This window comes from Devosia sp. LjRoot16 (assembly GCF_964252795.1).
Lineage (GTDB): Bacteria > Pseudomonadota > Alphaproteobacteria > Rhizobiales > Devosiaceae > Devosia_A.
Window position 1 is genome coordinate 434704 of the sequence record NZ_CAXUPH020000003.1, and the last position, 24487, is coordinate 459190.

Consider the following 24487-nt stretch of genomic DNA (forward strand, 5'->3'; position numbering starts at 1 on the left):
GTGGCCGTTCCCGGCGCATCGGATATTAGTCTTAGGTCAGACCAGCGGAGCGGCAATGAACGACGTCGTCGACATGACTGGAGCGGTCGAGACCGTCGTCGAGAGCATCCCCATCATTGCGATGGTGCTCGCCGGCTTCTACGCCCTCGCACTCATCTGCGCAGTGCGCGAGATCAGCGCGTCACGGACCTCGCAGGGTTCGATCGCCTGGCTGGTGTCGCTGGCCTTCCTCCCCTTCCCCACCACGATCATCTACCTGGTGTTCGGCTGGAAGCACTTTGACAGTTACGCCCAGACCCGCATGCAGGTGCGCGCCTCCCGCCTGATCCGCAGCGAGGACCTGGCGGTGATCGACCGCGACGCCGGCGCAAGCTGGCCGGTGCAGCGCCGCGCCGCAGGCATGCCGTTCCTCGCCGGCAACACGGCGGAGCTGCTGGTCGACGGCGATGCGACGTTCGAATCGATCTTCGAGGGCATCGCCGCTGCCAAAACCTACATCCTGGTGCAGTTCTACATTCTGAAGGCCGATGCGCTGGGCCAACGGCTGGCCGCCGCACTGATGGAGCGGGCGCGCGCCGGGGTGGCCGTCTACATGCTCTATGACGATGTCGGCAGCAGCGGCCTCTCCCGCGAGTACAAGGACCGGATGTGGGCCGAGGGCATCAGGATCTTCGGCTTCAATCACCGGCACAAGTTCCTCAGGCTGTTCGGTCCGATGCGGATCAACTACCGCAACCACCGGAAATCCGTGGTGGTGGACGGCAAGGTCGCCTGGACTGGCGGCGCCAATATCGGGGTCGAGTATCTGGGCGAGGACGAGCGCTTCGGCCATTGGCGCGATACGCAGCTGAAGCTCGAAGGTCCGGCCGCCTCGTCGGTGGCGCTGATCTTCCAGGAAGATTGGCTCTGGGCCACCGGCGAAGTGCTCAACCTGCCGCCGCCCGATCCGGTGGACGAGCCGGGGCATGTCTCGGCGCTGGTGATGGCGACCGGTCCCGCCGACAAGCTCGAGGCCTGCGCCATCGCCTTCGCCGACGTGATCGGCCAGGCGCAGCAGCGGCTCTGGATCGTCAGCCCCTATTTCGTGCCCGATACCGACATGCGCACCGCGCTTTATGCGGCGATCCTGCGCGGCGTCGATGTGCGCGTCATGCTGCCGGCCAAGCCCGACCACCTGCTGGTCTGGCTCGCCAGCAACGCCCATGCCGACGCCATGGTGGAACACGATATCGCCATCTACCGCTACCAGAAGGGCTTTCTGCACCAGAAGGTGCTGCTGATGGACGACAAGATCGCGACTGTCGGCACGGTCAACTTCGACAACCGCTCGTTCGCCATCAACTTCGAGATGACAGTGTGGATGCCCGACCGCAGCGTGGTTGACGCCGTGGAGAAGATGCTGAAAGCCGACTTCGCCAACTGCCGCAAGATGACCAAGGAAGAGGTGCTCAAGCGCCACCCGATCTCCCGCTTCATCTCGCAGGCCGCCCGCCTGTTCTCGCCCATCCTTTAGCCGTGCGCCTCAGGAACCAATGATCAAAGTCGCCTCATACAATATCCGCAAGAGCATCGGCACCGACCGGCGCCGGCAGCCCGAGCGCATCATGAAGATCCTTGCCGAGATCGATGCCGACATCGTGGCGCTGCAGGAGGTCGACCGGCGCTTCGGCGAGCGCGCCACCACGCTCTCGCCCGACCTGATCGTCGACCATACCAACTACATGCCGGTGCGCTTCGGCATCCGCGAGCAGAGCCTCGGCTGGCACGGCAACGTGCTGCTGGTGAAAAAGAGCATCGAAGTACGCAACCCGCAGCGCATCGAGCTGCCGGCGTTCGAGCCGCGCGGCGCCGTGATGGCCGATGTGGTGATCGGCGGCATCGCCATGCGCGTCGTCGGCATGCACCTGGGGCTGCTCGGCAATTCGCGGATGAAGCAGGCCGACGCCATCGTCGCCCATCTCGAAAAGCTCGAGCAGCATATGCCGACCGTGATCATGGGCGACCTCAACCAATGGGCCGAGGACGGCAAGTGCCTCATCGCCTTTGCGAGGCACCACGACGTGATCCCGCTGGGGCCGAGCTTCCACTCGCGCCGCCCCATGCTGCAACTCGACCGCATCATCACCAGCCGCGATTTCAAGCTCGAATCGGCGGGGGTGCATCGCTCCGCTTTGGCCCGCACCGGCTCCGATCACCTGCCGGTCTGGGCCAGCCTGTCGCTCGATCGCGCCGAAGCCGCCGCTTAACGCTGGTCACGGCTGACCATTGACTTAGCGCGCCGCTGCCCCGAAACAGCGGCGAACAGGACATTTCGCATGACGCTCTCGCAACTCTCCGTCCCGCTGACCAAGGACCAGGCCTATGCGCTGGTCGACGCCGTCATGGCGCGTGAGGATATCGCCATCACCGCCTCGGCGCACGAGAACGAGGACACCGGCGAATGGGTGTTCGAGGCGACCTGCGACAGCGAGCCGGATGTCGAGGCCTTCAACCAGATCGCCCGCGAGACGCTGGGCGGCAATGTGAGCTTTGCCGTCGAGGCGATCGACCCGACGGTCAACTGGGTGGCGAAATCGCTCGAGGGATTGCAGCCGGTAGTTGCCGGCGGCTTCTACGTGCATGGCAGCCACGAGGAGAGCCCGCCCCCCGCCGGCCTCACCGCCATCCGCATCGACGCTGCGCAGGCCTTCGGCACCGGCCATCACGAGACCACCACCGGTTGCCTCGAAGCCATCGACCGGGCGCTGAAGCGCAAGCGTTATCGCTCGATGCTCGATGTGGGCACCGGCACGGGCGTGCTGGCGATCGCCCTGGCCAAGCGCACCCACCTGCCGGTGCTGGCCAGCGACATCGACCCGATCGCCGTGACCACCACGGTGGAGAACGCGCGCGACAACGGCGTCGGCCGCTACATCATCGCCTTCGAGGCGACCGGGCTCGACCACCGGCAGATCGCCGCCGGTGCGCCCTATGACATGATCGTCGCCAATATTCTCGCTGGTCCGCTGGTCTCGCTGGCGCCCGGCATGCGCAAGGTCACCGCCATCGGCGCCACGGTGATCCTCTCGGGCATCCTCAACACCCAGGCCAACCGGGTGATATCAGCCTATTCGCAGCAGGGCATCGTGCTGCGCCAGCGCATCGTCAAGAAGGAATGGACGACGCTGGTGCTGGAGCGGGTCTAGGCCGAAGCATCACTGGCTCCCCACCCCCACCCTTGATCCCTCCCCACAAGGGGGAGGGAGACGCAAGAACTGCGGCAGTGCAGCGACCTCGATCGGCCTCCCTCCCCCTTGTGGGGAGGGAATGAGGGTGGGGGTGCGGAGCCACCAGCGTCCAGGCACCACCCAAAGCAAAGTCCCCGGACCTCACGATCCGGGGACTCGTCAAAACAGATAGTCCAAACCCCGCGCTGACGCGCGTCGGTTTTAGTTCGGGCGCTTGGTCAGCGCGCCGAGCAGCAGGTGTTCACGGCTGCGACCGACGCTGCGGGTGGCCTCGCGGCCCCGCGCTTCGATGACGCTGCCGAGCGCCTTGCGGAAATCGTTCTTGCTCTCGGGCATCTTGTTCTCCCGGTTCCTTCACTTGGTCGAGCTTCTCTCGACGTTCGGTATGTAGTGCGGACAGAGCCCGCGGGTAAGTCGTTGTTGCGAAAGGCAGCCATGCCAATTGTGCAGGGCGGCTTAACAACGGGTGAATCGGCTCAAGGCCGCCACTCGTTCCGCACCGGGTTCGCCCGGAGGTATTCGGTGATGTGACGCTGCGCCTGTCTGGTGCGGCCTTCGATCATCGATTCGAACACCCGGCGGAACAGGGTCTTTCGTTCAGTCATTTTGTTCTCCCTGCGGGAGCCCCGGCGTGCCAATGCCACCCGGCCGCTGAACCAGGAATGAATGGTCTGGTGCGGCTTTTGCGCCCCACCCGCCTCTGTTAGGGTCCGCGCCATTCCATTTTCCGGCAAATCATCATGACCGACAGCGACTTCGCCCCGACCGTCTACCAGAGCTTCGATATCCGCACCGATCCCAAGACCGTGGCGCCGCGCCTCAAGGCGCTGCGCGCGGCAATGCGGGAGGCCGGGGTCGATGCGTTCCTGGTGCCGCGTACCGACGCGCATCGCGGCGAGATGGTGCCCGACAGCGAGGCGCGCCTCGCCTATGTCACGAGCTTCACCGGCTCGGCCGGCCTCGCCATTGTCGGCACCAAGAAAGCCGCGCTGTTCGTCGATGGCCGCTACACCCTGCAGGCGCCGGCCGAAACCGATACCAAGCTGATCACCGTGCTGGAGGCCAGTCAGGGCGGGCTGTCGCCAAAACTCGCTGATTTCGTGCCCAAGGGCGGCAAGCTCGGGTTCGACCCCTGGCTGCATACGCCCAGCGAACTCGCCGACCTCGAAAAGAAGCTGGCCGGCAAGGCGACGCTGGTGCCGGTCGCCAACCTCGTCGACCAGACCTGGACCGATCGCCCCGCCCCGCCCAATGCCGCCATCGAGTTCCTCGGCCATAACCGCGCCGGCAAGACCGCGCCCGACAAGCTCGCCGAGATTCGCGCCACCATGGGCGAGGACAATGCCGACGCCCTGGTGCTGACGGTGCCGGAATCGATCAACTGGCTGTTCAACCTGCGTGGTCGCGACGTGCCGCATGTCCCGGTGGTGCTGTGCTTCGCGCTGGTGCCGAAATCCGGCATGCCGACGCTGTTCTTCAACAAGGAGAAGATCACCCCCGAGCTGCGCCACGGCCTCGAGGGCCTGGCCAAGGTCGCCGATGTCGCGACCATGGTGGCGGCGCTGCGCAAGCTCGGCGCCGGCGACAAGCGGGTGATGCTCGACCCGGCGACCGTACCGGTCGCAGTGGCCAACGCAATCAGCGGGGTCAGCGAGGCCAAGCTGATCGAGCGGCGCGACCCGGTGCTGCTGCCCAAGGCGCGAAAGAACGAAGCCGAGCTCGCCGGTATGCGCGAAGCGCACAAGATCGACGGCGTGGCGATGGCCCGCTTCCTCCACTGGTTCGATGAGGAAGCGCCCAAGGGCAAGCTCGACGAAATCGGCATCGCCACCGCGCTCGAGAGTTTCCGGCGCGAGGAATCGGGGCTGGTCGATGTCAGCTTCGACACCATCTCCGGCGCCGGCCCGAACGGCGCGGTGATCCACTACCGCGTCGACGAAAAGACCAACCGGCAGCTGAAGCCCGGCGAACTGATGCTGGTCGATTCCGGCGCGCAGTATCTGTCGGGCACCACCGACATCACCCGCACCATGTTCACCGGCAAGGCCACCGCCGAGCAGAAGGACCGCTTCACCCGCGTGCTGCGCGGCATGATGGCGATCTCGATGACCCGCTTTCCCAAGGGCACCACGGGCGCCCAGCTCGATGTGCTGGCGCGGCAGTTCCTGTGGGAGGACGGGGTCAACTACAACCACGGCACCGGCCATGGCGTCGGCGCCTTCCTCTCGGTGCATGAAGGGCCGATCGGCATTTCGTCCCGCTACTCAGTGCCGTTCGAGCCGGGAATGATCACCTCCAACGAGCCGGGCTACTACAAGGCCGGCGCCTATGGCATCCGCATCGAGAACCTGCTCGTCGTGCAGGAGAGCAGCGTTGGCGGCGAGGGCAAGTTCCTCGAGTTCGAAACCCTGACGCTCGCCCCGATCGACCTGCGGCTGATCGACGAAAAGCAGCTCAGCGGCTCCGAGAAGGCTTGGCTCAACGCCTACCACAAGCGCGTCTTCAAGGAGATCGGCCCGCAGCTGAAGGGCGAGGCCAAGGCCTGGCTGAAGGAAGCGACGCGGGAGATCTGATCCTCGACCCGGTGGCTGTGGACCCCACCCTTGATCCCTCCCCGCAATGGGGAGGGAGACGAAGGAACCGCGATGTTGGCCTGAGGGGCTCCCTCCCCCTCGGGGCGACATCTTGTCGTCCCCTTGCGGGGGGGACAGGGGTGGGGGTCAACCCGCACGGGTGCGCGAGTTGTCCGGCACCGCCCTCAGTTCACCCCGAACGGATCATATTGCAGCAGCCAGGACAGCAGCCAGTTCTGGCTGCCGGCGAGGGACGCGACGTCGTCGACCTTCCAGCCATCGGCCTCACGCACCATGGCGACGCTGATCAGGCTCAGGTGGTCGAAATTGTGGAAGCTGACGGTGGCGACGGCCCGGTCGCCGTTCAGCACCGGCTCGCTGATCACCACATCGAGCAGCAGCGAGTTCTGTCCCTCGATGAATGGGTCGAACGCCAGCATGTCGGGCGCATCCGGATCGACGGCGGCGCCCTTCTGGTCGACGCTCTGCCGCTCGAGGTTGGCCGCATAAAGATCCTTGAGCCGCGCCGAGTAGAACTGCTCGAGCCCGCCCTCATGCTTCTCGCCGGCGCCGTAAGGCTGGTAGATCGCCTCGACCAGCGCCTTGGGATTGTCATAGGCGCTCGCCGCGCCGGTAAAGCCGATGATCAGCAGAAGACTTGCTATGATGCGACGCATGACCGCCCCGTCGTGCCCGGTTTCGATTACACCCGGCCGGAGCGAGATCAGGAAAAGTTGCAGACTTTTCCGGTTCGATCTCGTGACCAACAAAGGCCCGGTGGTGGAGTGCGTTTCGACGAAACGCAATCCGCCACTAGCAAGGCGTTTGGGCGCATTGAGGGCTGCGCCGTGCCGCAATCAAGGCAGCGGCGACTGCAGGATATCGAGCAGGTCGTAGCTGTAGTCGGCGCTGCCGCCCCACACGTCGTCGATCTTCCACCCATCCTCATTGACCAGCAGGAAACCCAGCTCCTGCGGCGTGTCGAAGTTGCGGAAGGTGACCTTTACCACGGCCTTGCCACCGGCCAGGTAGGGCTCGCCGATGGCGAGGTCGCTGATCTGGTAATCCTGCCCGTTGATGTAGGGAGCGAAATCGATGCGGCCGATCTCGCCATTCGCTTCCTGCTGGTCCTTCTCGAACAACCCGTTGAGCCGCTCGCTCTGCAGCGGCGTCTCGTCGGGCGGATAGTCGTTGGGCAGCGTGTAGCCGGCATAGAGCGCCTCGAGCAGCGCCTTCGGTTCGGAGAACGATTGCGCCAAAGCCGGCTGCACCAGCAGCAGCGCAGCGATGACGATCAACAGGCGCATGGCCACCCCCTCAGTTGAACCAGAACGCATAGCCGATCAGCGCATCGCCGAACACCGCGTTGGCCTCGGCGAACGACTCGGCGCTGGCGATCGGGCCGTCCTTGAGGAACGGCAGCGCGTCATAGCCGGTGATCAGCATCACCAGGTCGGTCTTCTTGGCCGTCTCGAAATAGGCCTTGAGATCGAAGCCTTTCTGGAAGCGCCAGTGCGGCAGCAGCAGCTTGCCGTCGAGGATCAGGTCGGCGGTGTCGAGCGTCGCCATCCAGGCCTTCACCTGCGCGTCGGTGATCTTGGCTTCAGGCGTGATGCCGGTCTGTTTCGGGCTCGGCAGCAGCTCGCGATTGTCGTCGGTCTCGGCGAGGATCGCCTCCCAGTTGCGACGGGAAAGCCCGGTAATCGCCTTGAAGCGCGCCAGCACACGCTTCAGCCGGTCGGCATCGGCGACCGGCCAGTTGAGATGGTGGATCGCCGCCAGCGCATCGGCGATGGCATTGTCCGATTCCGGATCGAGCATCAGCGTGCCGGTGGAACGGGTGTACTCCTGCATCGGCAGGCCGGCGCGCGGGAACAGCCGGTGGAAGGTGGTGTCGAACAGCGTCCGGAAATCGTGGGCGAGGAGGAAATCCGCCTGCGCCGCGAGCACCTGCGAATAGCCGGCAAGCCAGATCGCATCGGCCCGGTCGAAACCGATGGTGGAGTCTGGCGGCGTTGGCGGTGTCGGCGCCGGAGCGCCGGGGTCGGTCGGGCCGGGCACGGTTGCCGCGCCGAACATGGCGTTGAGTACGTTGCCGATGGTCTCGGTTTCGCTGCCCTTGCCGTCGCCGTCGAGATCGATCCGCACTTTCAGCACTTCGACCGGGACAACGTAGTCGCCGGTCTCACCGGCGGTCAGCAGTGCATCGCGCGCCGCGTCCATGTCATCGACCAGCAGCTGCAGGATGGCGCGGAACTTGTCGTAGTCCAGTGGCTCGGGGTTCGGGTTGACCGGCACCGGCATGGCCAGTGGCGCGCCCATGATCGGGCCGGCATCGGGCGAAGCGAAGCCGTGCCGATAGAGCCCTTGCGCAAAGTGCTCGACGCCCTGGATGAAGCTCAACAGCCCGACGCCGAAGCGGCCCTCAAGGTCCTGCCGTTCGTAGAACGGCTTCAGCTCGGTGAGCCCCTGCCCGATCGTCCCCTCATAAAGGTGCTTGCGCGCCAGATCCCCGGCCTCATCGGCGAGCACCGGACCGGACAGCGCCGGGAACGACAGCGCCGCGCACAACACGACAGTCGCCAGTTTCAGCATCCCGGTTCTCCCAAGCAGTTGGCTATTTGGCCGCTGGCTATTTTGCGGCCAACTCAAGCCATTGATCTTCGTCGAGAATAAGGATGCCGAGCGCCTGCGCATCCTTGAGCTTGGAGCCGGCGCCGGGACCAGCGACGAGGATATCGGTGTTCTTGGACACCGAGCCCGCCACCTTGGCGCCCAGCCGCTCCGCCATCGCCTTGGCTTCGCCGCGTGTCAACTTCTCGAGGCTGCCGGTAAAAACAATGGTCTTGCCCGCCACTTCGCTGGTGGCGGAAACGGTGACCACATAGGGCTTGGGTCGCACCTGCCGCAGCAGCGCCTCCAGCACGTCGTCGTTGCGCTCGTTGCCGAAGAAATCGATCAGTGCCTCGATGACGGTGTCGCCGATGCCATCGACCGACGGAAATACCGAATGCGGGTCGTCTGCATGCGCAGCCGTTTCCTTGCCGACGCGGATCAGTTCCTCGATGCTCGAGAAGGTCTTGGCCAGCACCGCTGCCGTGGTCTCGCCGATATGACGGATGCCGAGCGCGAAGATGAACCGATCGAGCTCGGGCTCGCGCCTCGCGTCGATGGCGGCGAACAGCTTTTCGAGGCCTTCAAAGCTCCGGTCTTCGACACTGCGGGCATTCTTGCGCGTTTTGCCCGACGCTTCTTCGCGGAGTCGCGCCTGCTCGTCACGCCGCGCCGCAAACGCCTGCTGCACTTCCGGCCGGCGATCGCGCAAAGTGAAGATGTCTGCGGCGGTCTTGACGAGGCCCGAGTTGAAGAACAGGTCGATATTCTCCGACCCCAGCCCTTCGATATCCATGGCGCCACGCGAGACGAAATGCCGGAGCCGCTCGACCGCCTGCGCCGCGCAGATCAGCTCACCGGTACAGCGGCGGCGCGAATCCTCCTTGCCGGTCTTCTCGTTGAGCTCACGCGTCGCGGGTGAACCGCAGACCGGGCAAACATGCGGGAACACGTAGGGCACGGCGTCCGCCGGGCGCTTTTCCAGCACTACCCGGACAATCTGCGGGATCACGTCGCCGGCCCGCTGGATCACCACCGTATCGCCGATGCGCACGTCGATCGGCTCGTCGCCGCGGATCGGCGCGCCGGTCGAGTCGATGCCGGCGATATAGTCCTCATTGTGCAGCGTGACGTTCTCCACCACCACGCCGCCGACGCCGACCGGCGCCAGCCGCGCCACCGGCGCCAGCGTGCCGGTGCGGCCGACCTGGATGTCGATGGCGCGAATGGTGGTGAAGGCCTGCTCGGCGGCGAACTTGTGGGCCACGGCCCAGCGCGGCTCGCCGCTCGAAAAGCCCCAGCGGCGCTGCAGCTCGAGGTTGTCGACCTTGTAGACGACGCCGTCGATGTCGTAGCCGAGCGAGGAGCGCAGTTCCTCGATCTTCTTGTACTGGGCGATCAGTTCTTCGATCGAGCTGGCGCGCACCATCAGCGGGCTGATGGCAAAGCCCCATTCGCCGAACTTCTGCACCGCCTCATATTGCGTCGCCGCCGGCTCCGCCGAGCTGGCGCCCCAGGCATAGGCAAAGAATTTCAGGTTGCGGCTGGCAGTGACCGATGGATCTTTCTGCCGGAGCGAACCGGCCGCGGTGTTGCGCGGGTTGACATATTCCTGTCCACCGACCGCTGCCGAGCGCGCCTTCAGCGCCTCGAACTCGGCCATGGTCATATAGACCTCGCCACGGATCTCGATGGTCTGAGGCCAGCCCGAGCCCTTGAGCTTATGCGGGATGTCGGAGATGGTCTTGAGGTTAGCGGTGATATCCTCACCCACCGTGCCGTCACCGCGGGTGGCGCCCTGCACAAACACGCCGTTCTCGTAGCGCAGCGATGCCGATAGCCCATCGATCTTGGGCTCGGCGGTGAACACCAGCTGCAAGTCCTTGTCGCGCTCGAAGAACCGCCGGCCGCGTTCGATGAAATCGACCACGTCCTCATCGGTATAGGCCTTGGCGAGGCTGAGCATCGGCACGGCATGCCGGACCTTGGAGAACCCTTCGACCGGCGCGCCGGCGACCTTGTCGCTGAGACTGTCGGCGCGCTTCAATTGCGGAAAGGCGATCTCGAACGCCTGGTAGCGGCGCTTCAGCCCGTCATACTCGGCGTCGGTGATCTCGGGGGCATCGTTCTCGAAGTAAGCGCGGTCCGCTTCGCTCAGCACCTCGTGCAGCCGGTCGAGCTCCGCCTTGGCCTCCGCCTCGGAGAAGCTCTCGATCTCACGTTCCGCCTCGCTCACGATACCTCCGAAATCAACTTCCCGGCCGCGGCGCGCGCCTCGTCGGTGACTTTGGCGCCCGCCAGCATGCGCGCCACTTCTTCCTGCCGCGCCTTGCCGTCGAGCCGGCGCACATGGGTGCGTACGAACGCCCCCTCTTCGATCGCCTGCTTCTCGATCAGCAGATGGCTCTGCGCCCTCGCCGCAACCTGCGGGGCGTGGGTGACGGTCAGCACCTGCACCTTGCCGGCGAGTCGCGCCAGCCGACGACCGATGGCGTCGGCCACGGCGCCACCCACCCCGGTGTCGATTTCGTCGAAGATCAGCACCGGCGCCGAGCCGCGATCGGCCAGCACCACCTTGAGCGCCAGCAGGAACCGGCTGAGCTCGCCGCCCGAGGCGACCTTGAGGATCGGCCCCGGCTGGGTGCCCGGATTGGTCTGCACGTGGAAGGCGATCTGGTCGTGGCCGGAAGCGGCGACCCGGGCCGGATCGACCTGCCGGTCGACGATGAACCTCGCGGCGCCGAGCTTCAGGTCCGGCAACTCGGCTTCCACGGCCTTGGTGAGGGCGCCAGCGGCCGTTTCGCGCGCCGTGCTGAGCGCAGACGCGGCGGCTGAATAGGCGCCACGCGCGGCCTCTGCGGCGATCTCGAGCGCCTTCAGCGACTGCTCGCCGCTCTGCAGCATGTCGAGATCGTTCTGGTACTTGGCCAGCACCTCACCCAGCCCGTCACAGGTCGTGTGGTGCTTGCGGGCGGCGGCGCGCAGCGCAAACAGCCGCTCCTCGACCTTTTCGAGATCGGCCGGATCGAACGCCATGTCGCGCTTCAGCACTTCCAGCGCATCGGAGGTGGCGTCGAGCGACACCAGCGCCGCATCCAGCGCCTCGACGATCGGCTGGAATACCGCGGCGCCGGCATCGGCCTTGCGCACCAGCCGCCGCATCAGCCCGGCCAGCACCGGCCCTGGCGCCGTCGGACCATTGAGGATTTCGTCGGCGTCGCGAACTTCCTCGGCGGCCTTTTCCAGCGTCATCAGCCGCTGCCGGCGCTCGGCGAGGACTTCCTCCTCGCCTGCCTCGAGATGCATCTCGCCCAGTTCGGTGACAACGTGCCGGGCATATTCCTCGCGCGCCATCGCCTCGGCGATCACTGCGCGCTGCCCGGCGACGGCGGCATCCGCCTCGACCAGGGCTTCGTAGGTGCTCCACACGGCGCTGACCATCGATTCGTGGCCGCCGAACGCATCGAGGGCCGAGCGATGCGTCGCGACGTCGATCAGCGCCCGATCGTCATGCTGGCCATGGATTTCGACGATCAGCCGTCCGACGGCCTGCAGCAGCCCGGCGGAGACCGGCTGGTCATTGATGAAGGCGCGGGTGCGGCCGTCAGCCAGCTGCACGCGACGCAGGATGATATCCTCGTCGTCGGCGATGGCGTTCTCGCGCAGCGCCTCACGTGCCGGGTGATTGCGCGGCAGCTGCAGCACCGCCACCACCTGCCCGCTTTCGGCCCCAGCTCTCACCAGCGAAGCATCGCCGCGGCCGCCAAGCGCCAGCGTCAGCGCATCGAGCAGGATGGATTTGCCCGCACCGGTCTCACCGGTAAGCGCGGTGAGGCCGTCTTCGAGCGTGAGATCGAGCTGGTCGATCAGTACGATGTTTCGAACCGAAAGCGCATTGAGCATTCGGGAGTGGCCCCTCGGTGGTCGACCGGCCTGATGGGGCCGAACAAACTCGCGCTTTGCAGCTTAGCTCAAAGGGGAACAAACAGGCAACAGGCTTGTTTTCGCCTTAGCTCTTCTTCAGCTGCGCGAGGCTGCTGCCGGCGTTCACCTGTGGCGAGATGCCCTGCTTGGCGAGCAGGTCGAATGCCTGCTTGTACCAGCTGCTCTGCGGATAGTTGTGGCCAAGCACGGCCGCCGCGGTCTGCGCCTCGGAGATCAGGCCGAGCGCCAGGTTAGCTTCGGTCAGGCGGAACAGCGCCTCTTCGATATGGGTCGAGGTCTGGAACTGCTCGGCCACCACGCGGAAGCGGTTGATCGCGGCCGGATAGTTGCCGTTGCCCAGGTAGTAGCGGCCGACCGACATCTCCTTGCCGGCAAGCTGGTCGACGCCGACCACCATCTTCTCCTGCGCGTCCTTGGCGTACTTGCTGTCAGGATAGTTGGCGATGATCATCGAGTAGGTCTCGATGGCGTTCTTCGAGATCTGCTGATCGCGGGTGATGTCCTTGATCTGGCCGAAATACGAGTTGCCCTTGAGGTAGAGCACGTAAGGCAGCTCCTTGGAGCCCGGGTAGAGCGCGACATAGCGGTCGGCTGCGAGAATCGCCTCCTCGAACTTGCCGATGCGATAGTTGCCGTAGACCTGCATCAGCTTGGCCTTCTCGTTGAACTCCGAGAACGGGTGCTGACGCTCGAGCTTCTCCAGCGTCTTGACGGCAGTGACGTAGCGCTGAGCATCCATTTCGGAGAGCGCCTGCTGGTACAGGGTCTCGGGCGGGACGATGGCCTCTTCCTTGATCTTGGGCTGGCCAAACAGGTTGCAGCCGGCGAGCAGCACCACGACAGCGCCCATCAGCACGAAACGTGCGAACCGGCTCGAAATACCTGCATGCTGAGAGATCGTCACGACCTGCCCCATCCCTTAACGCACTACCCTAAGACGGCAGGCGAACTACTGACAAAAGAAATCAAAACTGTGGCGCTGGCTGTCAGCCGACCGACCGCAGGTACGATTGTACATTGAGCCCTTCGGGCATGTCATCCAGCGCGTCGAACGCCGCCGGCAGCTGGTCCGCCGTGACGATCTCGTAGTTGGCTTCGCTGGCGAACAGCCCATGCAGCACGAGGGCATTGAGGGCGTGGCCACCCTTGTAGGAACGGAACCGACCGTAGATCGGCAGCCCGCACAGCGCCAGGTCGCCGATGGCGTCGAGCAGCTTGTGGCGGACGAACTCGTCCTCGTAGCGCAGGCCACCCGGATTGAGAATCCGATCCTCATGCACGGTGATCGAATTTTCCATCGAGGAGCCGAGCGCATAGCCGGCCTGGCGGAGAATCTTGGCATCGCGCACGAACCCGAAGGTGCGGGCCCGCGACACGTCCTCGAAATACTTGCGCGGCGTCCAGTCGAAGATCATCCGCTGGCGGCCGATGACGCGGCTGTCGAAGTCGATCTCGAGGTCCAGCAGCCGGCCGTTATAGGGCTCGAGCGCGGCCGAGGCCTCGTTGTTGCGCACCAGCACCTGGCGCATGATCTTGATGTAGCGGCGCGGCGCCGGCTGCACCATCAGGCCGACCTGCTGGATGGCCTCGACGAACGGCCAGGCGCTGCCATCGAGGATCGGGCATTCGCCGCCGGTCAGCACCATGTGGGCATTGTCGACGCCCATACCGGAAAGCGCCGAAACCACATGCTCGACGGTCGCCACCGACACGCTGTCGCCAAGGTCGAGCGTGGTGCACAGCGTCGTCCGCGTCACGCGGGAAAAGTGCACCGGCACTGGCCCGTGACGGCGGCCGTCATCGAGCAGGCGCGTGATGGTATAACCGCTATCGGGCGCAGCAGGCTCGAGAGTGAGGGTAACAGGGGCGCCGGAATGAACACCGAAACCGCTGAATTCGAGCGCATCGGCCAAAGTCCGCTGCCGCGCCGAAAGTTTATGCATGCTCTAAGGACTCCAGCCCCGTCTGCGACCCGGTGCAGTCATAGACAATAAAATCCCGGCGCGGAAGCCGCGCCGGGGGCGTGTATTCGGGCTTTCCCCCGCGGCTATTAGCCGTGTTTGCGGAGGAAGGCAGGGATCTCGATGTGCTCTTTCTGAGCCGGCTGCGACTGTACGCGACCGTACTGGTCGGCATTGCCGCGAGCGCCTTCAGCACCACCGGAAACCCGCGAATTCCGGGCGCCTCCGGCCTCGATGGCGCTGCGGGCAGCGGCGTCGTCGGCACTCGGCTCGACCGCCGGCTCAGCCCGCGCCGGCTCGTTCGACTTAAGGCTAATGCCGACATTGGAGGCCAGCCGCTTGAACAGCGCACGCGCATTGCGCGGCTCCGGTTCCTGCTTTTCTTGCGCCGCGAGTGACTGCCTTGCAACAGCCGGGAACTCCTCGGTGCGCGGCATCCGGCGCTGACCGTCGGGGCGCTCGGCGCTGGAGGGCACATAGGCGCTGGGAATCGGCGCCTCGATGAGTCGCGGCGCTTCTTCGAGATGCGTGTGGCTGGCCTGCGGGATGTACGGCTCGACAGTGATGCCGTCGTCTTCCTGGTACTCCTGGTAAGCCGGCTCGGCGTAGGAGATCGCCTCGGCGACGGCCTGCTCCACCTGAGTCTCGAACTCGGGCTCCGGCTGAGCTTCGGCGATCGCAACACGCTCCGGCATGGCCTGGCGCATCACCGCGGCCTGCAGCGGCACGCGCGCCGGGTTGGCCTTCATCGGCTCGAGCGCCTGGACCATCGTCGCGTCGGTGCCGGTGGCGACGACCGAGACACGGATCGTGCCGGTCATATCCGGATCGAACGTGGCGCCGAGGATGATGTTGGCATCCGAGTCGACTTCCTCGCGGATGCGGCTTGCCGCCTCGTCGACTTCGTAAAGGGTGAGGTCCGGACCACCGGTGATCGAGATCAGGAGGCCACGCGCCCCCTGCATCGACACATCGTCGAGCAGCGGGTTGGCGATCGCCGCCTCGGCGGCGTGCCGCGCCCGATCCTCGCCGGAAGCCTCGCCCGTCCCCATCATCGCCTTGCCCATGCCGCGCATCACGGCGCGCACGTCGGCGAAGTCGAGGTTGATCAGACCTTCCTTGACCATCAGGTCGGTGATGCAGGCGACGCCGGAGTAGAGCACCTGGTCCGCCATCTTGAAGGCGTCGGCGAAGGTGGTCTTCTCGTTGGCAACGCGGAAGAGATTCTGGTTCGGGATGACGATCAGCGTATCGACATGCCGGTGCAGCTCGTCGATGCCGTCTTCGGCCAGACGTGAACGACGGTTGCCTTCGAACTGGAACGGCTTGGTCACCACACCGACGGTCAGGATCCCCTGCTCGCGGGCTGCGCGAGCCACCACGGGAGCAGCGCCGGTGCCGGTGCCGCCACCCATGCCCGCGGTGATGAACACCATATGCGCGCCGCTCAGGTGATCGTTGATCTCGTCGTAGCTCTCTTCAGCGGCCGCCCTGCCCACTTCCGGGTGGGAGCCGGCGCCGAGACCCTCGGTGACCGAGACGCCTAGCTGGATGATCCGCTGCGCGCTCGAGAGCGCCAGGGCTTGTGCGTCGGTATTGGCGCAGACGAAGTCCACTCCGGAAAGGCCCGACGCGATCATGTTGTTGACCGCGTTGCCGCCAGCCCCGCCCACACCGAACACGGTGATGCGCGGCTTCAGTTCTTGAATGTCCGGGATGGTGAGGTTGATGGTCATGAATGGCCCCATGCGTGGCGTGTGAGACCAGTATTAGTCGCCAATTCGTTAACCAGACCCTAACAATGCCCTCAAAACCGTTAACGTGATGGCAATTTGCAAGCCAGGCTAAGCGTTTGGATACGTTACGTTAAGCATGAAGGTGAGGGGCGCCCGGCGGCGTCGCGGCCGGGAGCGCCCCGAGACTCAGAAGCTGGTGCGGAGCCAGTTGCCGACCCGGGCGAAATAGCCGTCGGTGCCGGTAAGCCGGGCGGCGCGATGCGGCTCGACGAACTCCTGGGCGCATACCTGCGGATAGATCAGCATCCCTGCAACCGTCGCGAATCCCGGGCCCTTGGCCATTTCGGGCAGGCCGGAAATCCCCATCGGGCGGCCATTGCGGACGTTACGGGCCAGCACCCGGCGCGCCACTTCCGGCAGGCCGGTGAGCTCGCTGGCGCCACCGGTCAGGACGAATCGGCGGCCGCAGATATCCATCATGCCGGTCGCCTGCATGCGATCCTTGATGGCGGTGAGCACTTCCTCGACCCGCGGACGGATGATGCGGGTGATGTGCGAACGCGGAATCTGCCCCGGCGCCTCGTCGCGAGTCGCACCGACCGGGGTGATGGCGATCATGTCGCGCTCGTCGGTCTGGCCCGGCAGCACCGAGCCGTACATGGTTTTGAGTCGCTCCGCGTCGGCGATGCCGACCGAGAGCTGGCGCGCGATATCGAGCGTCAGGTGATGCCCGCCAATGGCGATGGCGTCGGCATAGACGAGCTGCCCCTCGGAGAACACCGAAACGGTGGTGGTGGCGCCACCGAAGTCGATACAGGCAACGCCCAGCGAGCTCTCGTCATCGACGAGGGTCGCAAGGCCGGAGGCATACGGGGTCGCCATCAGCGCTTCGATCTGCAGATGGCAGCGGTGCAGCACCAGCTCGATATTGCGCATGGCGAGGGTTTCGGCCGAGATCACCGCGACATCGATCGACAGCTTCTCGCCGACCATGTTCTTGGGATCCTTGATGCCCTTCTGGCCATCGAGCGCATAGCCGATCGGCAGCGCGTGGACGATCGAGCGCTCGGGGCGGACCGACCGCTCGTTGACCGCGCGCAGCACCCGCTGGATATCGGCGCGTTCCACTTCCTGGCCGCCAAGGTTGACGCCCGCCGAGAAGGTTTCCGAGCCGAGACGGCCGGCGGTGACGTTGACGATCACCGACTGCACGGTGACACCGGCGGCGCGTTCGGCGATGCCGACCACGGTGCGCACGGCCTGCTCGGCCTTGTCGAGATCGGTGATGACACCGCTCTTGATGCCGGACGAGGGGCCATAGCCGAAGCCGATCACTTCGACATTGTGGGTCCGGCCCCTGAGCGACTTGCCCTCGGGGCGCGGCACCAGCCGGGCGATGACGCAGCAGATCTTGGTCGAACCGATATCGAGCACCGTCACCAGCGAAGTGCGGCCGGGCTGTACGGGCTTGAGCCGCGCGGTCAGGGCATCGGTCATCATGGTCTTACTGAGTCCGAGTTACAGGCACGACGGGAGCCGCGGCCTGAGGCGCCGCAGCGGGAGCGGTCGCCGCCGGGGCGCTCGCGGGTTTCTTGGCGGGCTTCTTGCCCTTGCTGCCCTTGGCTTCGGCAATCTGCGCCGCAGCGATCTCACCGGGCTTCAGGGTAACGATGCCGGGCACGCGCAGGTCGATCACCGACACGTCGCGCTCGAGCAGCGCATAGTCGGTCTGGTACATTTCGAGCTGGTCGAGCGCCTGCGCCACGCCGCTCTCGGGCAGCTGCACGCGGAGGCCATTGCGATAGATCAGGTCCCAGCGCCGATCGCCGATGCGGCTGAGCGCGGCCAACTGGTCGTCGAGCCCTGCATGGCGGGCGAGCACCCGCACCATGGCGACGCCGTCATCGCCGGCCCCCTCCCCGATCAGCAGCGGCAGGTCGGTATAGGAGCTGATATCGGTGCCGATCTTCTTGCCGGTCTCGTCGATCAGCCAGGTGGTGTCGCCGATGCGCCAGCGCGCCACCGGCACCTTCTCGACGATCGAGACGATGACCCGGTTGGGATAGACCTTGCGAACGGTGGCGGATTTCACCGCGCGGAGCCATTCGAGCCGCGCTTGCGCCTTCTGCGCATCGAAGGTCAGCGTCGAATTGCCGGTGCCGACGGTCAACAGCGTGATGATGTCCTTGTCGTCGGTCAGCGTCTGCCCGGTGATCTCGATCGCATCGATGCCGAAGCCGGCTTGGGCGAACTCGCCCTGCACGAACCGGTAGGCGGTGAGACCGGCCGAGCCGATGACATCGCGCGCTTCATAGAGGCCGAACGCCACGAGCAGCGCGAGGACTGCCCCGACGATGCGGGTGATGACCTGCTTGTGCAGCACCCAGACATGGCTGGCCTTGACCAGCGCACGCCGGCCGGTGCGGGGAAGTGGAACAGGAAAATGACGGGGATCGACAGGCTGGGCGTTGGCGAAACTCTTAGCCCCTACCTGTTGCAACTCGCATCCTCCACCATCCAGGCAACCAGCTCCTCGAACGAGTGGCCGGCATGGCGGGCCTGTTCGGGAACCAGTGACGTTTCGGTCATGCCTGGTTGGGTGTTGATCTCGAGGCAGACGAGCTCGCCGTCCGGCCCTGCCTGGTCGTTGTAGCGGAAGTCACTCCGCGACACGCCCCGGCACCCAAGCGCAGCATGCGCCTTAAGCGCCATCTTCTGCACTTTGTCGTAAATTTTCGGTTGAATTTCAGCCGGAATGACGTGCCGCGAGCCGCCATGGGCGTACTTTGCCTCATAATTGTAGAAGCTGAGGTCGGTAACGATCTCGGTCACCCCCAGCGCAACGTCACCCATCACCGCGCAGGTGAGCTCGCGGCCGGGGATGTAGCGCTCGACCATCACCTCTTCGCCCGAGTTCCAGTCCTCGCGCAGCAGCTCCTGCGGCGGGTGCGACTGGTCGGCCTTGACGATGAAGACGCCGAAGCTCGACCCGTCGGCGATCGGCTTCACCACATAGGGCGGCGCCATGACGTGGGCGCGCGCGACTTCCGCCCGGTTGGCAATGGTGTGATCGGTGACCGGGATGCCGGCCGCCTTGAACATGATCTTGGCCTGGTGCTTGTCCATCGCCAGTGCCGAGGCGAGCACGCCCGAGTGCGTATAGGGGATGCGCAGGAATTCCAGCACGCCCTGGATGGTGCCATCCTCGCCGTAGCGCCCGTGCAGCGCGTTGAAGGCGACATCGGGTTTCAGCTCGCGCAGGACCTCGGCAATGTCGTAGCCGACATCGACCTCGGTGACCTGGTAGCCCCCGTTCCGCAGCGCCTGAGCGCACCCGGTGCCCGAGGCGATCGACACCGGCCGCTCATTCGAAATGCCGCCCATCAGGACGGCGACGTGCTTGGTCATGGAGTGATCTCTCGGACGCCGGTGACTGTGGACCCCCACCCCTGTCCCCTCCCCGCAAGGGGGAGGGGGACGATGGAGCCGCATGCTCCGTAGGTGAGGCGATGATGATTGGTCGGGAGCATCTCCCTCCCCCTTGCGGGGAGGGGACAGAGGTGGGGGTCAGCGAGCACCGGCAGAACGGCGGTCACTAAACCGCTCCCGTGAACGGCGCCCCGTCCATGAACTCGCGCACTTCGCGCCCGGGCACGAAATGCCCCATGCGGCGGACTTCCCACTTCAGCTCGATGCCGTGCTTGTCGCGCACCTTCTGGCGGATCGACTCGCCGACGGTTTCGACCTCGAACGCATCCGCTTCACCCATGTTGATGAGGAAGTTGGAGTGCATCTCGCTCATCTGCGCTCGCCCGAAGGTGAAGCCGCGGCCACCGGCCTCGTCGATCACCTTCCAGCTCGAATGTCCCTCGGGGTTCTTGAAGGTCGAGCCGGCGGTCTTGGCACGGGTCGGCTGCGTGCTCTCGCGCCGCTCGGTGACGGTGCGCATCTCGGTGAGGATCTTCTCCGAGTCGCCGGCAAAGCCCTGGTAGGTGGCCGAGGTGAACACTGCGCCGCGCGGGCCATTCGACTTGCGGTAGAGGTAGCCCATCTGCTCGTTGGTGAGCGTGATGATCTCGCCCTGCCGCGTCACGGCACGCAGCTCGACCATGCGGTTGCGCGTCTCGGTGCCATAGCAGCCGGCATTCATGTAGAGCGCCCCGCCGATGCCGCCGGGGATGCCGCGATAGAACCACAGCCCGTCAATGCCCGCCTCGGCCGAAGCGGTCGCGACCTTCACGTCCGGCACCGCGGCGCCGGCCCGCACCCGGTGGCCATCGAGGATATCGATGGCGCCAAAGCCCTTGGCCGGCAGCCGGATCACCACGCCGTCGAGACCGCCATCGCGGATCAGGAGGTTCGAGCCGAGCCCGACCACGGTGACGCGGATCTCCGCCGGCAGGTGCTTGAGGAAGAACGCCAGGTCGGCTTCATCGACCGGGCGGAAGAACAGCTGCGCCGGCCCCCCTACCCTGAGCGTCGTCATCTCGTCGAGCTGCTGGTTGGCGATCAGCTGGCCGCGGACCTCGGAGGTCCAGCTGCCGAGCGTCGGAAGCAGGTCAGGCCACTGGGGGACATGAACGTTCATGTGAGCTCAGGCTCCTTGCCGATCAGGGCGCCAAGTTCGGCGGGCAGCGAGGCCGCCCACTGCGTGATGTTTCCGGCGCCGAGCAGCACGACATAGTCGCCCTCGGCGGCGCGCGAAGCGATCAGCGGCGCCAGGGCTTCCGGCCGGTCGATGACCCGCGCATCGCGGTGACCGCGGGCCCGGATGCGGGCGACCAGCTCTTCGTGCGTCACGCCGTCGATCGGCGTTTCGCCCGCCGCATAGATCGGTGCGACGATCACCGTGTCGGCATCGTTGAAGCAGGTGGCGAATTCGTTGAACAGGTCGTGGACGCGCGAGTAGCGGTGCGGCTGCACCACGGCGATGACGTCGCGCCGGGCCGATTGCCGGGCCGCCTTCAGTACCGCGCCGATCTCCACCGGGTGGTGGCCGTAATCGTCGATGATGGTGATGCCGCCGACCGTGCCGGTCTTGGTGAAGCGCCGCTTCACGCCGGAGAAGTTTTTGAGACCCTTGCGGATCGCCTCGGCCGGCACCTTCAACTGGTCGGCGACGGCGATCGCCGCCGTAGCGTTGAGCGCGTTGTGCTCGCCCGGCATCGGCAGCTCGAGCCCGTCGATCCTCAGATGCGTCATCCGGATGCGGTCGCGGATCTCGACTGAAAAATGCTGCACGCCGTCATGGTTTTCGAGATCGACCAGCCGGACGTCGGCCTGCGGGTTGCGGCCATAGGTGATGACGCGGCGATCGCGGATCTGCCCGACCAGCGCCTGCACTTCGGGGTGATCGAGGCACATCACGGCAAAGCCGTAGAACGGCACGTTCTCGACGAAGTTGATGAAGGCCTGCTTCACCTTGTCGAAGTCGCCGTAATAGTCGAGGTGCTCGGGATCGACATTGGTGACGATGGCCACGTCCGCCGGCAGCTTGACGAAGGTGCCATCAGACTCGTCGGCCTCGACCACCATCCACTCGCCGTCGCCCAGGCGGGCATTGGTGCCATAGGCATTGATGATGCCGCCATTGATGACGGTGGGGTCGTAATTCGCCGCATCGAGCAGCGTCGCCACCAGCGTCGTCGTAGTGGTCTTGCCGTGCGTACCGCCGATGGCGATGGCGTTCTTGAACCGCATGATCTCGGCCAGCATCTCGGCGCGGCGCACCACCGGCAGGCCACGCGCCCGGGCGGCGGCCAGTTCCGGGTTGCCCTTCTTGATCGCCGAGGAAATGACGACGACGGCCGCATCCTTGAGGTTGTCGGCGCTCTGGCCGATCTCCACCTCGATACCCATCTTGCGCAACCGCTGCACGTTGGGGTTCTCGGCGCTGTCCGAGCCGCGGACCTTATAGCCCTGGTTGTGCAGGATCTCGGCGATGCCGCTCATGCCGATGCCGCCGATGCCGACGAAGTGCACCGGTCCGATGTTGCGCGGCATCTTCATTGTGGTTTGTTCCCCTTGGCCGCGAGGCGTTCTGCCGCGTCGGCGAGCTTGGTGACGGCGTCGGGCTGGCCCAGCAATCGGGCCGCAGCTGCGGCCCGCTGCAGCACATCCCGGTCACCCAGAAGTGATGCCAAGCGAGTGCCAAGCGATAGTGGCGTAAGCGTGGCTTGCTCGGCGATCCAGCCGCCACCGGCAGCCTCCATCACCAGTGCGTTGTTCTTCTGGTCGGCATCGATGGCGCCGGGCAGCGGCACGAGGATGGCCGGCCGGCCGATGGCGGTAAGTTCGGCAATGGTCGAAGCGCCCGAGCGCGAGACGACGAGGTGCGAAGCGGCCATGCGCTCCGGCAGGTCGTCGAAGAACGAGGCGAGCTCGACATTGACCTTGGCCTGCCGATAGGTCTCGGCGACGCGGTCGAGATCCTCGGCCCGGCACTGCTGCACCACGCGCAGCCGCGAGCGGATCTCGGACGGCAGGTCGGCGATCGCCGGCGGCACCAGATCGGCGAACACCCGGGCGCCCTGGCTGCCGCCGAACACCAGGAGCCGGATCGAGCCACCGGCCTCGAGATCGGGATATGGCACCTTGGCGACGTTCCGCACCCGGTCGCGCACCGGGTTGCCGACCAGCACCGACTTGTCGGCAAAGGCCTCGGCCTTGAGAGTGCGCGCAAAGCTCAGCGCGATTAGCTTGGCCATCTTGGCCAGCGCCCGGTTGGCCCGCCCCATCACGGCGTTCTGTTCGTGCAGGATCCCCGGGATACCGCGGAGGCTCGCCGCGACGAACGGTGGGAACACCGGATAGCCACCAAAGCCGATCACCGCGTCAGGTTTCACCCGGCCGAGCGTGCCATGGGCGACGCCGATGCCGCCGAGGATCTTGAACCCCGCCGTCACGAACTTGATCGGGTTGCTGACCGAGGGCGTCGCCGAGGGCACGATATGCGTCGCGCTCGCCGGAAAGCCGTCGCCATAGGAGGCGACGCGGTGATCGGTCATCAACTGGATATCGTGACCGCGCCGGCGCAATTCCTGCGCCAACGCCATTGCCGGGAAGAGATGGCCTCCCGTACCGCCGGCCATTAGGACGAATCTGCTCATTCGGCGGGGGATAGCACTCCGCTGCGATAGACGGGAAGCCCGGTCGCGAGGCGCTCTTCCGGCTTCTTGCGGGTCAGGGCCAGCATCACCCCCATGGCGAAGGCAATGGCGAGCATCGAGGTGCCGCCATAAGAGACGAACGGCAGGGTCATGCCCTTGGGCGGGATCAGGCTGAGATTGACCGCCAGGTTGATGGCGCATTGCAGCCCGAACTGGATCGCCAGGGTCGAGGCCGCGAGACGCGAGAACAGGCTCGACTGCTGCTGCGCCCCGATCAGCGCCTTGACCACGATGAAGCCGACCAGCGCCACGATGAACAGGCAGAACAGGATGCCGAACTCCCCTGCCGCGGCCGAGAACACGTAGTCGGCATGGGCGTCCGGGATCACCTTGTTGGCCAGCGACTCGCCGGGGCCGCGCCCGAACCAGCCGCCTTCGAGCAGCGAGCTCAGCGCCTTGTCGACCTGGTAGGTGTTGCCGCCTTCCGGGTTGACGAAGCTGTCGATGCGCTTGGCAAAGTGCGGGAAGAACAGATAGGCGGCGAACAGCAGGCCAACGCCGGCCGCTCCCAGCCCGATGATCACGAACCACGAGATGCCGGAGAGGAACAGCAGCACGCCCCAGGTGGCGAGCACCAGCGCCGTCTGCCCGATATCGGGCTGCAGCAGCAGCCCGCCGACGATCATCAGCATGATGCCGGTGGCGATGATGCGCGCCGGCACACCCGGCCGCTTCATGCTCTCGGCAAACAGCCAGGCGCCGATCACCGCGAAGGCCGGCTTGACGAATTCGGACGGCTGCACCGTGTTGCCGGCGATCGAAATCCAGCGCTTGGCGCCCTTGACCTCGACGCCGAAGCGCAAGGTCAGCCACAGCATGACGATGGAAACCACCAGCACCGCCAGCGCCGCAATGCGCGCCGCCCGGTGCGGCAACATCGAGGCGGCGATCATCACTGGCACGGCAAGCGCAGCGAAGATCGCCTGGCGGATGATGAAGTGCCAGGGCCCGAGGCCCAGCCGCTCGGCCACCGGGGGACTGGCCGCAAAGCTCAGCAGCACACCGACCAGCAGCAGCAGGATCAACGCCGCAAGCAGTGACTTGTCGATCGTCCACCACCACTCGGCGATGGGGGTCTTACGCTCGCGTGAAAACATGCTTTGACGCCGCCGGATCGGGACGGCCTCCCGTACGCACAACTAGATGCAAATTGTAGCGCCCGGTTGGTTACCAACTTCGCAACGACGCTCGCGTTTTGCGAGTCGGGGGGCTGTCAGCGCCGTGGCCGCATATCTCGTTCAAGCATGGCAGCATTTCCCCCAC

The 24487-nt window shown here is 65.7% G+C and carries 21 protein-coding genes; 4 read left to right on the plus strand and 17 right to left on the minus strand.

Going from position 1 to position 24487, the window contains the following annotated elements:
• Window positions 1-55: 55 nt before the first annotated feature.
• From cls to ACSQ23_RS16555, 3 genes are all read left to right on the plus strand, one after another.
• The gene (gene cls / locus ACSQ23_RS16545; RefSeq protein WP_055880089.1) at window positions 56-1513 is read left to right on the plus strand and encodes a cardiolipin synthase; all 1458 of its coding nucleotides are present in this window, start codon (window positions 56-58) and stop codon (window positions 1511-1513) included.
• 19 nt (window positions 1514-1532) lie between these two features.
• Window positions 1533-2246: an endonuclease/exonuclease/phosphatase family protein gene (locus ACSQ23_RS16550; protein ID WP_436091241.1), complete on the plus strand. Its 714-nt coding sequence runs from the start codon at window positions 1533-1535 to the stop codon at window positions 2244-2246.
• A 69-nt stretch (window positions 2247-2315) separates the two neighbouring features.
• On the plus strand, window positions 2316-3185 hold the full coding sequence (locus ACSQ23_RS16555) for a 50S ribosomal protein L11 methyltransferase (RefSeq protein WP_436091242.1): 870 nt from the start codon (window positions 2316-2318) through the stop codon (window positions 3183-3185).
• 243 nt (window positions 3186-3428) lie between these two features.
• Here the strand turns inward: ACSQ23_RS16555 and ACSQ23_RS16560 are convergent, their stop codons facing one another.
• Both ACSQ23_RS16560 and ACSQ23_RS16565 read right to left on the minus strand, forming a co-directional pair.
• Window positions 3429-3563 (minus strand): hypothetical protein, encoded by a 135-nt coding sequence (locus ACSQ23_RS16560; RefSeq protein ID WP_257720968.1) that lies wholly within the window; start codon window positions 3561-3563, stop codon window positions 3429-3431.
• Between the two features lie 140 nt (window positions 3564-3703).
• Window positions 3704-3832 carry a hypothetical protein gene (locus ACSQ23_RS16565; RefSeq protein WP_274532716.1) on the minus strand — a complete coding sequence of 43 codons (129 nt, stop codon included), beginning with the start codon at window positions 3830-3832 and terminating at the stop codon, window positions 3704-3706.
• Window positions 3833-3967: 135 nt separating this feature from the next.
• Here ACSQ23_RS16565 and ACSQ23_RS16570 point away from each other — a divergent pair, with 135 nt between their 5' ends.
• Entirely contained in the window at window positions 3968-5800 is a 1833-nt protein-coding gene (locus tag ACSQ23_RS16570) for an aminopeptidase P family protein (protein WP_436091243.1), read from the plus strand.
• A 185-nt stretch (window positions 5801-5985) separates the two neighbouring features.
• Here ACSQ23_RS16570 and ACSQ23_RS16575 read toward each other — a convergent pair whose 3' ends face one another.
• From ACSQ23_RS16575 to ACSQ23_RS16645, 15 genes are all read right to left on the minus strand, one after another.
• Window positions 5986-6477 carry a hypothetical protein gene (locus tag ACSQ23_RS16575; RefSeq protein WP_436091244.1) on the minus strand — a complete coding sequence of 164 codons (492 nt, stop codon included), beginning with the start codon at window positions 6475-6477 and terminating at the stop codon, window positions 5986-5988.
• 180 nt (window positions 6478-6657) lie between these two features.
• Window positions 6658-7107 carry a DUF3828 domain-containing protein gene (locus ACSQ23_RS16580; protein ID WP_436091245.1) on the minus strand — a complete coding sequence of 150 codons (450 nt, stop codon included), beginning with the start codon at window positions 7105-7107 and terminating at the stop codon, window positions 6658-6660.
• Window positions 7108-7117: 10 nt separating this feature from the next.
• Window positions 7118-8395: a hypothetical protein gene (locus ACSQ23_RS16585; protein ID WP_436091246.1), complete on the minus strand. Its 1278-nt coding sequence runs from the start codon at window positions 8393-8395 to the stop codon at window positions 7118-7120.
• A gap of 37 nt (window positions 8396-8432) precedes the next feature.
• On the minus strand, window positions 8433-10649 hold the full coding sequence (gene ligA / locus ACSQ23_RS16590) for an NAD-dependent DNA ligase LigA (RefSeq protein ID WP_436091247.1): 2217 nt from the start codon (window positions 10647-10649) through the stop codon (window positions 8433-8435).
• Entirely contained in the window at window positions 10646-12316 is a 1671-nt protein-coding gene (gene recN / locus ACSQ23_RS16595) for a DNA repair protein RecN (RefSeq protein WP_436091248.1), read from the minus strand. Before recN ends, ligA begins: the two co-directional genes overlap by 4 nt.
• Before the next feature lie 106 nt (window positions 12317-12422).
• Window positions 12423-13262, minus strand: a complete 840-nt coding sequence (locus tag ACSQ23_RS16600; RefSeq protein WP_197421218.1) for an outer membrane protein assembly factor BamD — start codon at window positions 13260-13262, stop codon at window positions 12423-12425.
• A gap of 82 nt (window positions 13263-13344) precedes the next feature.
• Window positions 13345-14301, minus strand: a complete 957-nt coding sequence (lpxC, locus tag ACSQ23_RS16605; RefSeq protein ID WP_055880114.1) for a UDP-3-O-acyl-N-acetylglucosamine deacetylase — start codon at window positions 14299-14301, stop codon at window positions 13345-13347.
• Between the two features lie 107 nt (window positions 14302-14408).
• Window positions 14409-16055, minus strand: a complete 1647-nt coding sequence (gene ftsZ / locus ACSQ23_RS16610) for a cell division protein FtsZ (protein ID WP_055881230.1) — start codon at window positions 16053-16055, stop codon at window positions 14409-14411.
• A 186-nt stretch (window positions 16056-16241) separates the two neighbouring features.
• Entirely contained in the window at window positions 16242-17555 is a 1314-nt protein-coding gene (gene ftsA, locus ACSQ23_RS16615; protein ID WP_056000611.1) for a cell division protein FtsA, read from the minus strand.
• Between the two features lie 4 nt (window positions 17556-17559).
• A complete protein-coding gene (locus ACSQ23_RS16620) occupies window positions 17560-18555 on the minus strand; it encodes a cell division protein FtsQ/DivIB (protein ID WP_436091249.1) in 996 nt (331 codons plus the stop codon).
• Window positions 18543-19463: a D-alanine--D-alanine ligase gene (locus tag ACSQ23_RS16625; RefSeq protein WP_436091250.1), complete on the minus strand. Its 921-nt coding sequence runs from the start codon at window positions 19461-19463 to the stop codon at window positions 18543-18545. The genes ACSQ23_RS16620 and ACSQ23_RS16625 overlap by 13 nt, the downstream gene beginning before the upstream one ends.
• A 187-nt stretch (window positions 19464-19650) precedes the next feature.
• Complete coding sequence (murB, locus tag ACSQ23_RS16630; protein ID WP_436091251.1) at window positions 19651-20643, minus strand: UDP-N-acetylmuramate dehydrogenase; 993 nt, start codon at window positions 20641-20643, stop codon at window positions 19651-19653.
• Entirely contained in the window at window positions 20640-22064 is a 1425-nt protein-coding gene (gene murC / locus ACSQ23_RS16635; protein ID WP_055880127.1) for a UDP-N-acetylmuramate--L-alanine ligase, read from the minus strand. The genes murB and murC overlap by 4 nt, the downstream gene beginning before the upstream one ends.
• A complete protein-coding gene (murG, locus tag ACSQ23_RS16640) occupies window positions 22061-23164 on the minus strand; it encodes an undecaprenyldiphospho-muramoylpentapeptide beta-N-acetylglucosaminyltransferase (RefSeq protein WP_436091252.1) in 1104 nt (367 codons plus the stop codon). Before murG ends, murC begins: the two co-directional genes overlap by 4 nt.
• Window positions 23161-24321: an FtsW/RodA/SpoVE family cell cycle protein gene (locus tag ACSQ23_RS16645; protein ID WP_436091253.1), complete on the minus strand. Its 1161-nt coding sequence runs from the start codon at window positions 24319-24321 to the stop codon at window positions 23161-23163. Before ACSQ23_RS16645 ends, murG begins: the two co-directional genes overlap by 4 nt.
• Between the last annotated feature and the right edge of the window lie 166 nt (window positions 24322-24487).

Coding starts and splice junctions, on each gene's coding strand:
- lpxC (WP_055880114.1), bottom strand. CDS start 14,301: ATGCATAAACTTTCGGCGCGGCAGCGGACTTTGGCCGATGCGCTCGAA.
- murC (WP_055880127.1), bottom strand. CDS start 22,064: ATGAAGATGCCGCGCAACATCGGACCGGTGCACTTCGTCGGCATCGGC.
- ACSQ23_RS16560 (WP_257720968.1), bottom strand. CDS start 3,563: ATGCCCGAGAGCAAGAACGATTTCCGCAAGGCGCTCGGCAGCGTCATC.
- ACSQ23_RS16580 (WP_436091245.1), bottom strand. CDS start 7,107: ATGCGCCTGTTGATCGTCATCGCTGCGCTGCTGCTGGTGCAGCCGGCT.
- ACSQ23_RS16575 (WP_436091244.1), bottom strand. CDS start 6,477: ATGCGTCGCATCATAGCAAGTCTTCTGCTGATCATCGGCTTTACCGGC.
- ACSQ23_RS16555 (WP_436091242.1), top strand. CDS start 2,316: ATGACGCTCTCGCAACTCTCCGTCCCGCTGACCAAGGACCAGGCCTAT.
- ACSQ23_RS16625 (WP_436091250.1), bottom strand. CDS start 19,463: ATGACCAAGCACGTCGCCGTCCTGATGGGCGGCATTTCGAATGAGCGG.
- ACSQ23_RS16570 (WP_436091243.1), top strand. CDS start 3,968: ATGACCGACAGCGACTTCGCCCCGACCGTCTACCAGAGCTTCGATATC.
- murB (WP_436091251.1), bottom strand. CDS start 20,643: ATGAACGTTCATGTCCCCCAGTGGCCTGACCTGCTTCCGACGCTCGGC.
- ftsZ (WP_055881230.1), bottom strand. CDS start 16,055: ATGACCATCAACCTCACCATCCCGGACATTCAAGAACTGAAGCCGCGC.
- recN (WP_436091248.1), bottom strand. CDS start 12,316: ATGCTCAATGCGCTTTCGGTTCGAAACATCGTACTGATCGACCAGCTC.
- ACSQ23_RS16565 (WP_274532716.1), bottom strand. CDS start 3,832: ATGACTGAACGAAAGACCCTGTTCCGCCGGGTGTTCGAATCGATGATC.
- ACSQ23_RS16585 (WP_436091246.1), bottom strand. CDS start 8,395: ATGCTGAAACTGGCGACTGTCGTGTTGTGCGCGGCGCTGTCGTTCCCG.
- ftsA (WP_056000611.1), bottom strand. CDS start 17,555: ATGATGACCGATGCCCTGACCGCGCGGCTCAAGCCCGTACAGCCCGGC.
- cls (WP_055880089.1), top strand. CDS start 56: ATGAACGACGTCGTCGACATGACTGGAGCGGTCGAGACCGTCGTCGAG.
- ACSQ23_RS16645 (WP_436091253.1), bottom strand. CDS start 24,321: ATGTTTTCACGCGAGCGTAAGACCCCCATCGCCGAGTGGTGGTGGACG.
- ACSQ23_RS16550 (WP_436091241.1), top strand. CDS start 1,533: ATGATCAAAGTCGCCTCATACAATATCCGCAAGAGCATCGGCACCGAC.
- murG (WP_436091252.1), bottom strand. CDS start 23,164: ATGAGCAGATTCGTCCTAATGGCCGGCGGTACGGGAGGCCATCTCTTC.